This window comes from Actinotalea sp. JY-7885 (genome assembly GCF_014525465.1).
Lineage (GTDB): Bacteria > Actinomycetota > Actinomycetes > Actinomycetales > Cellulomonadaceae > Actinotalea.
Genome location: NZ_JACEXH010000180.1, coordinates 1 through 6,199, shown reverse-complemented (window position 1 = coordinate 6,199; position 6,199 = coordinate 1). Strand labels below are relative to the sequence as shown.

The window sequence follows — 6,199 nt, the reverse complement described above, 5'->3', positions numbered from 1 at the left end:
CGGTGCCGCGCGCCGAGCTGACGGAGATCGACGACCTCGTCTGGGTGAGCGCCCCGACCGCCGCGGACCTGCTCACACGCCGAGCGGACCGGGCGCCGCTGGCGGGCGTGGTGGACCTGTGGGAGCGCGGGCGCCTGGCCACGCGGGCGCTCGCGGTCGCCCGCCACGGCCAGGCGGTCAAGCGGGGGCGCTGGGACGGCTCGGACGCGAGCCGTCCGCTGACCGGCGACGGCGTCGCGCAGGCCGAGGCGCTCGTGCCGGTGCTCGCGGCGTTCGGCGTCTCGGAGGTCGTGACGAGCCCGTGGTCACGGTGCCTGCAGACCGTGGCGCCGTACGTGGAGGCCAGCGGCGCCGCCCTGCGCCAGGAGGTCGTGCTCTCGCAGGACGCGTACCGGGACGACCCGTCGGGTGCGCGCGAGGTGGCCTCGGCGCTCGTCGCCGACGGCGCGGGCGCGGTGGCGGTGTGCACGCACCGCCCGGTGCTCCCGACGGTGCTCGCCGCCCTCGCGGCCAGCGGCCGGAGGTGGACGTCGGGCGAGCTGCCGGCCGAGAACCCGTGGCTGCGACCCGGCGAGGCCGTCGTCGCGCACCTGGACCGCTCGGCGCGGGCCGTGGCGTTCGAGATCCACCGGCCCCCCAGCGGGGAGCCGGACGACCCGCTCAGCCGATGATGGCGTCGAGCAGGAAGAACATGCCGGCCGCGACCGCCGCGGCAGCGGGGATCGTCAGGACCCACGCGACGGCGATGTTGCCGGCGACGCCCCAGCGCACCGCGGAGAGCCGCTTCGTCGCACCGACGCCCATGATCGCGGACGTGATGGTCTGCGTCGTCGAGATGGGCGCCTGGAAGACGAAGGCCGTCGTGTAGAGCACGCCCGCCGCGACCGACTCCGCCACGAACCCGCGCGCCGGGTCGAGCTCGATCACCTTGCGGCCGAGCGTGCGCATGATGCGCCAGCCGCCGGAGTAGGTGCCCGCACTGATCGCCAGCGCCGCGGCGATCTTGACCCAGAGCGGGATGTCGTGGGTGTCCTGGTACCCGCCCGCGACGAGCGCGAGGACGATGACACCCATCGTCTTCTGCGCGTCCTGCAGGCCGTGGCCCAGCGCCATCGCGGCGGCCGACGCCGTCTGCGCGATGCGGAAACGCCGCGTGACCTTGTGCGGGTTGGCGTTCTTGAACAGCCAGAGCAGCCCGACCATGAGCACGAAGGCGAGGCCGAAGCCGACCACCGGCGAGAGCAGCATCGGGATGACGACCTTGTTGAGGATGACCTCCCAGTGCACCGTGATGCCGGAGGCCAGGCCCACGCCCGTGAGCGCCCCGATGAGCGCGTGCGAGGACGACGACGGCATGCCGAACCACCACGTGATGAGGTTCCACACGATCGCGCCGATGACGGCCGACAACACCATGATCAGCGCGGTGTGCGCCGGCCGTTCGGAGACGTCGATGATGCCGCTGCCGATGGTCTCGGCGATGCCGGTCCCCAGGAGCGCGCCGATCATGTTGAAGACGGCAGCCATGATGAGCGCCGCGCGGGGCGTCAGCGCACGCGTCGAGACCGAGGTCGCGATCGCGTTGGCGGCGTCGTGGAAGCCGTTGGTGTAGTCGAAGCCGAGGGCGAAGGCGACGACGACGACGACGAGCGCGAGTTCCACCGGAGCTCAGGACTCCTTGAGCGCGATGGTCTCGACGTGGTTCGCGACCTTCTCGAACGAGTCGGCGGCGGCCTCGAAGGCGTCGACGACCTCCTTGAGCTTCATGAGCTCGATCGCGTCGGTCCCGTCGTTGAACATCTCGGCGAGCAGCTTGCGGTACGTGCGGTCGGCCTGGTTCTCGAGGCGGTTGATCTCGACCCAGTACTCGTTGAGGTCCTTCATCGAGCGCAGCCGCGGCATCGCGTCGGCGGTGAGCTCGGCGCACCGGCGCAGGACGTCGACCTGGTCGCTGACCAGCGCCGGGAGGGCGTCGAGCTTGTAGAGGACGATGAGGTCCCCGGCCTCCTCCATGTGGTCCATGCAGTCGTCGAGGCCGGACGCGAGCGCGTAGATGTCGTCGCGGTCGAACGGCGTGACGAACGTCTGGTTGAGCTGGCGCATGATCGAGTGCGTCGACTCGTCGGCGGCGTGCTCGGCATCGCGGAGCTGGTCGGCGATCGCCTTCCGCCCGGAGCGCTCGGCCCCCAGCAGCTGGCTGAGCAGGTCCGCGCCGGTCACGAGGTGACGAGCGGACTCGGCCAGGAGGTCGAAGAAGGTGGTGTTGCGCGGAGTCAGGCGCACAGAAGTTCTCCGTCTGGAGGGGTGTCGGTCCTGCACAGGCTAGGGCAGCCGCGCGGTGAACGTACAACCCGCCGGGTGTCGCCCCGGCCACAGCGCGGTGTCCCGGGACACCTCGGTGAGCATCGATGTGAGGTGCGGTAGTGATGACGCCGGACCGCAGAGCGCCTGTCGGCGCGAAGGCCGCTCGAAGCGGCTCTGTGTGGAGCCCGGGGCTACCGCGGCCCGACGTCGCTCACCATTTTACCCGCGGCGCCCCCGGGGGCGACCCCCGCCAGGGTGAGGCATCTCACCCCGAGCCGGGCCCGCGGGCCGCGGCGCCGCGGCGCCGCGGCAGCGACGCCTAGTCCAGGACGCCCGCGCGCCACAGCTGCGCGGCGTGCTCCAGCTCCTCGGCCGTGCGCACGAGGCCCGAGGCCCCGTGGGTCATGCGGCCCGCGAGGTCGGTGTCGTGCTCGTCGTGGTAGTCGGCGTCGATCGCCGCCCCGGTGGCGAGGACGCGGCAGAAGGCCGCCCCGCGCTCGAGGGCGACGGCGAGGTCCCCGGCGTAGACGCCCGACAGCACGGCGTCGACGACCTCCGTCACCTCGGCGGGGCCGGGCGGGCTGGCCACGCCAGCCACCGCGTCGTGGACCTCGGCGCGCGCGACGCCCATCCGGTAGCGCTCGGAGATGGTCGGCGCGTCGCGGCGCACCATCTCCCGGAGCACGTACAGCCGCCACAGCGAGCCGGGCAGCGTGTTCGCCGGGCTGTCGGCCCACATCCCCGCGACGGTGTCGAGGCCCTCGGCCTCCACCAGGCGGACCAGCCGGGCGACGATCTCGGGGTCCTCCGCCGCACGGCCCTGGTGCACCAGCGCGTTCGCGGTGGTGTGGGCCACCTCGGCGCGCACGGCGGGGTCGACGTCGCCGGGCAGCTCGTCGGCCGCGCGCGGGTCGAGCATCGCGGGGCGTCGGGGGTGGCGCCGCTCGCTCACGGGCGCCCCCCGGCGGTGTGCGGCCGGCTCACGCGGCGCCGCCCTGCGGCGCGAACGTCAGCGAGACCGAGTTCATGCAGTACCGGTCGCCCGTGGGCGTCTGCGGGGCGTCGTCGAACAGGTGGCCCAGGTGGGAGCCGCAGCGCGCGCAGCGGACCTCGGTGCGCACCATGCCCAGGCTGCGGTCCTCGAGGAGCTCGACGGCGTCGCCCGCCTTCGGGGCGTAGAAGCTCGGCCAGCCGCAGTGCGAGTCGAACTTGGTCTCGGCCTGGAAGAGCTCCTGCCCGCACGCCCGGCACGCGTACGTACCCACGCGCTTCTCGTCGAGCAGCTCGCCGGTCCAGGGGCGTTCGGTACCCGCCTGGCGCAGCACCGCGAACTCCTCGGGCGAGAGCTCCTCGCGCCACTCCGCGTCGGACCTCGTGACCTCGTAACCCATGCTCTGGCCTCCTCGTCGGGCGGACGTCGTCGAGCGTACGTCCGCGTCACCGAGCCCAACACCGCACACCCCGCGTTTGGTCCCGGCGCCCCATCGGCACCGGCGGCTCCACGGCGCGACCCATCCGACGGGGGTGCTGCTCCGAACCACCTCCGACAGCACCGTCACACGACGCCCGACCACCTCAGGAGCACCTCATGCGCACCCCCACCCGCACCACCCGCACCGCCGCCGTCGTGGCCGCGGTGGCGGCCTCCCTCGCCCTCACGTCCTGCTCGGCGGGGACGCCCGCCGCGGACGAGACCGGCCGGGCGCCCGTCGCCGAGTCCGAGGACATGGAGATGACCGAGGCGGCGATCGTGCCGATGAGCACGGGCGACCCGTTCGCGGACGCCCGCACCGCGGCGCAGCACATGGCCCCGACCGCCCTCACGCTCGCGACCGGCCTGGCCGCGGCGACGGGCACGGAGGGCGACGTCGGCTCGGCCGCGGCGGACCTGCGCTCGGAGCTCACCGCTCTGCTCCAGGAGCACGTGTACCTGGCCGGGACGGCCGTCGCCACGGCCTACGCGACAGCACCGGACTCGCCGGAGTTCGAGGCCGCTGCCGCGACCCTCGACGCCAACTCGGTGGACCTCTCGGAGGCGATCGGCAGCCTCGCCGGCCCCGAGAAGGGAGCCGCGTTCCTCGAGCTCTGGCGCTCGCACGTCGGCAACTTCGTCGACTACGCCGTGGCGGCGAAGGGCGAGGACCAGGCCGGCAAGGACCAGGCCCTGGCCGACCTGCAGGCGTACACCGTCTCGGCCGGCCAGTTCTTCGAGGAGATCAGCGCCGGCAACCTCCCGGCCGCGGCCATCACCGAGTCGCTCGGCATGCACATCACCACGCTCGGCGCGGCGATCGACGCCCTCGCGGCGGGCGACCCGACCGCCTACGCCAAGCTCCAGGACGCCTCGGAGCACGTCGCCATGGCGGCCGGCACGATCGCGGGCGGGCTCGACACGGCGCTGGACCTCGAGGGCGACCCGGCCGACGCCGCCTCGACGCTGCGCGCCGGCCTGACGCAGCTGCTCCAGGAGCACGTCTACCTCGCGAGCACCGCGGTCTTCACCGCCTACACGGACGACGGCGCGACCGGGTCGCCGGCCTTCGCGGCCGCCGCCGCGGAGCTCGACGGCAACTCCGTCGCGTTGTCCGAGGCCGTCGGCTCGCTCGCGGGTCCGGAGCACGGCGAGGCGTTCCTCGACCTGTGGCGTGAGCACATCGGGTACTTCGTCGACTACGCGGTCGCGACGGCCGGGGACGACACCGAGGGCGCGCAGGCCGCGCTCGTCGCCCTCGACGGCTACCGGCCGGCCGCCGGCGCCTTCTTCGCCGAGGTGAGCGCCGGGGAGCTGCCGGCGGACACCGTCGCCGAAGGACTGACCCACCACGTCGAGACGCTCGCGGGCGCCATCGACTCGCTGAAGGTCGCGCTCGTCGGCTGACCGGACCCGCGCGCGAGGTGGTGCGGGCCGTGGGTCGGCCCGCACCACCTGCATGCCCTCGTCCCGACCGTGCGGTCCGCCCGCCGCCTGGCAGACTCGGTGGGTGGCCCACGCTCCCGGCACCGACGAGGCGCCCGGCCCGGGCGCGGAGGTGCTCATGGCGGCCGTCGCCCGAGGCGACCAGCAGGCCTTCGCGCACCTGTACGACCTCGTCTCCCCGGGTGTCCACGGCGTCGCGCGGTCCGTCCTGCGGGACCCGGACCACGCCGCCGAGGTGAGCCAGGAGGTCATGCTGGAGGTGTGGCGCACGGCGGCCCGCTACGACCGGGCCCAGGGCACGGTCCGCACGTGGGTCCTCGTGCTCGCCCACCGCCGTGCGGTCGACCGCGTCCGGGCCGTCCAGGCCCAGCGCGACCGCGACCAGCGCGCACTGGACCGCGAGCACCACGCGCCGTTCGACGTCGTCTCGCAGGAGGTGGAGGACACGATGGAACGTGCGCGTGTCCGCGGCTGCCTCGGCACCCTGACCGACACCCAGCGCGACGCCGTCGTGCTCGCGTACTACGGCGGGCGCACCTACCGCGAGGTCGCGGAGGAGCTCGACGCCGCGCTCCCCACCGTCAAGAGCCGCATCCGCGACGGGCTGATCCGGCTGCGCGACTGCCTGGGGGTGGCGGCATGACCCACCGGGACCCCGACGGACCCCGCGGCGGTGCACGCGACGACGACGTCACGGACGGTGGCGACGGCATGGACGCGAGCCCGCGCGACCTGCTCGCCGCCTACGCGCTCGACGCCGTCGACGACCTCGAGCGTCGCGCCGTCGAGCACCTCGTCGCGCGCGACGCGGACGCCGCCGCCGAGCTGGCAGAGCTCCGCGCCACCGTCGCCGAGCTGGCAGGCGCCTCCGCGACGCCCGCGCCCGACCACGTGCGCGCGGCCGTCCTCGCCGAGGTCGTGACGACCCCGCAGGAGGCCGCCGCGCCCACGGCGGCCCCGACGCCCGGGGTGCGGTCC

The 6,199-nt window shown here is 74.3% G+C and carries 7 protein-coding genes and 1 pseudogene; 4 read left to right on the top strand and 4 right to left on the bottom strand.

Translation table 11 applies throughout. The annotated features are described in order from the left end of the window. Nucleotides 1–671: histidine phosphatase family protein (locus IDM29_RS13950; RefSeq protein ID WP_188037659.1), on the top strand; the 671-nt coding region annotated here is incomplete at its 5' end. Here the strand turns inward: IDM29_RS13950 and IDM29_RS13945 are convergent. From IDM29_RS13945 to msrB, 4 genes are all read right to left on the bottom strand, one after another. Continuing rightward, entirely contained in the window at nt 661–1,662 is a 1,002-nt protein-coding gene (locus IDM29_RS13945) for an inorganic phosphate transporter (protein ID WP_182112948.1), read from the bottom strand. The two genes, IDM29_RS13950 and IDM29_RS13945, sit on opposite strands and share 11 nt — an antisense overlap. Nucleotides 1,663–1,668: 6 nt before the next feature. After that, on the bottom strand, nt 1,669–2,283 hold the full coding sequence (locus IDM29_RS13940) for a DUF47 domain-containing protein (RefSeq protein ID WP_182112947.1): 615 nt from the start codon (nt 2,281–2,283) through the stop codon (nt 1,669–1,671). A gap of 340 nt (nt 2,284–2,623) precedes the next feature. Further along, on the bottom strand, nt 2,624–3,223 hold the full coding sequence (locus IDM29_RS13935) for a hypothetical protein (RefSeq protein WP_182113991.1): 600 nt from the start codon (nt 3,221–3,223) through the stop codon (nt 2,624–2,626). Between the two features lie 61 nt (nt 3,224–3,284). Further along, entirely contained in the window at nt 3,285–3,695 is a 411-nt protein-coding gene (gene msrB / locus IDM29_RS13930) for a peptide-methionine (R)-S-oxide reductase MsrB (protein WP_182112946.1), read from the bottom strand. A gap of 197 nt (nt 3,696–3,892) precedes the next feature. Here msrB and IDM29_RS13925 point away from each other — a divergent pair, with 197 nt between their 5' ends. The 3 genes and pseudogenes from IDM29_RS13925 to IDM29_RS13915 form a co-directional block, all read left to right on the top strand. Then, nucleotides 3,893–5,182, top strand: a complete 1,290-nt coding sequence (locus IDM29_RS13925) for a copper amine oxidase (protein WP_182112945.1) — start codon at nt 3,893–3,895, stop codon at nt 5,180–5,182. 103 nt (nt 5,183–5,285) lie between these two features. Next, on the top strand, nt 5,286–5,864 hold the full coding sequence (gene sigK, locus IDM29_RS13920; protein WP_255491728.1) for an ECF RNA polymerase sigma factor SigK: 579 nt from the start codon (nt 5,286–5,288) through the stop codon (nt 5,862–5,864). Continuing rightward, nucleotides 5,861–6,199 (top strand): annotated as a pseudogene (locus tag IDM29_RS13915) (hypothetical protein); the annotation flags it as partial. The gene sigK and the pseudogene IDM29_RS13915, both read left to right, overlap by 4 nt.

Excerpts from the sequence above, each read along its gene's own strand:
- IDM29_RS13935 (WP_182113991.1), bottom strand. The coding sequence starts at position 3,223 with ATGCTCGACCCGCGCGCGGCCGACGAGCTGCCCGGCGACGTCGACCCC.
- msrB (WP_182112946.1), bottom strand. The coding sequence starts at position 3,695 with ATGGGTTACGAGGTCACGAGGTCCGACGCGGAGTGGCGCGAGGAGCTC.
- IDM29_RS13925 (WP_182112945.1), top strand. The coding sequence starts at position 3,893 with ATGCGCACCCCCACCCGCACCACCCGCACCGCCGCCGTCGTGGCCGCG.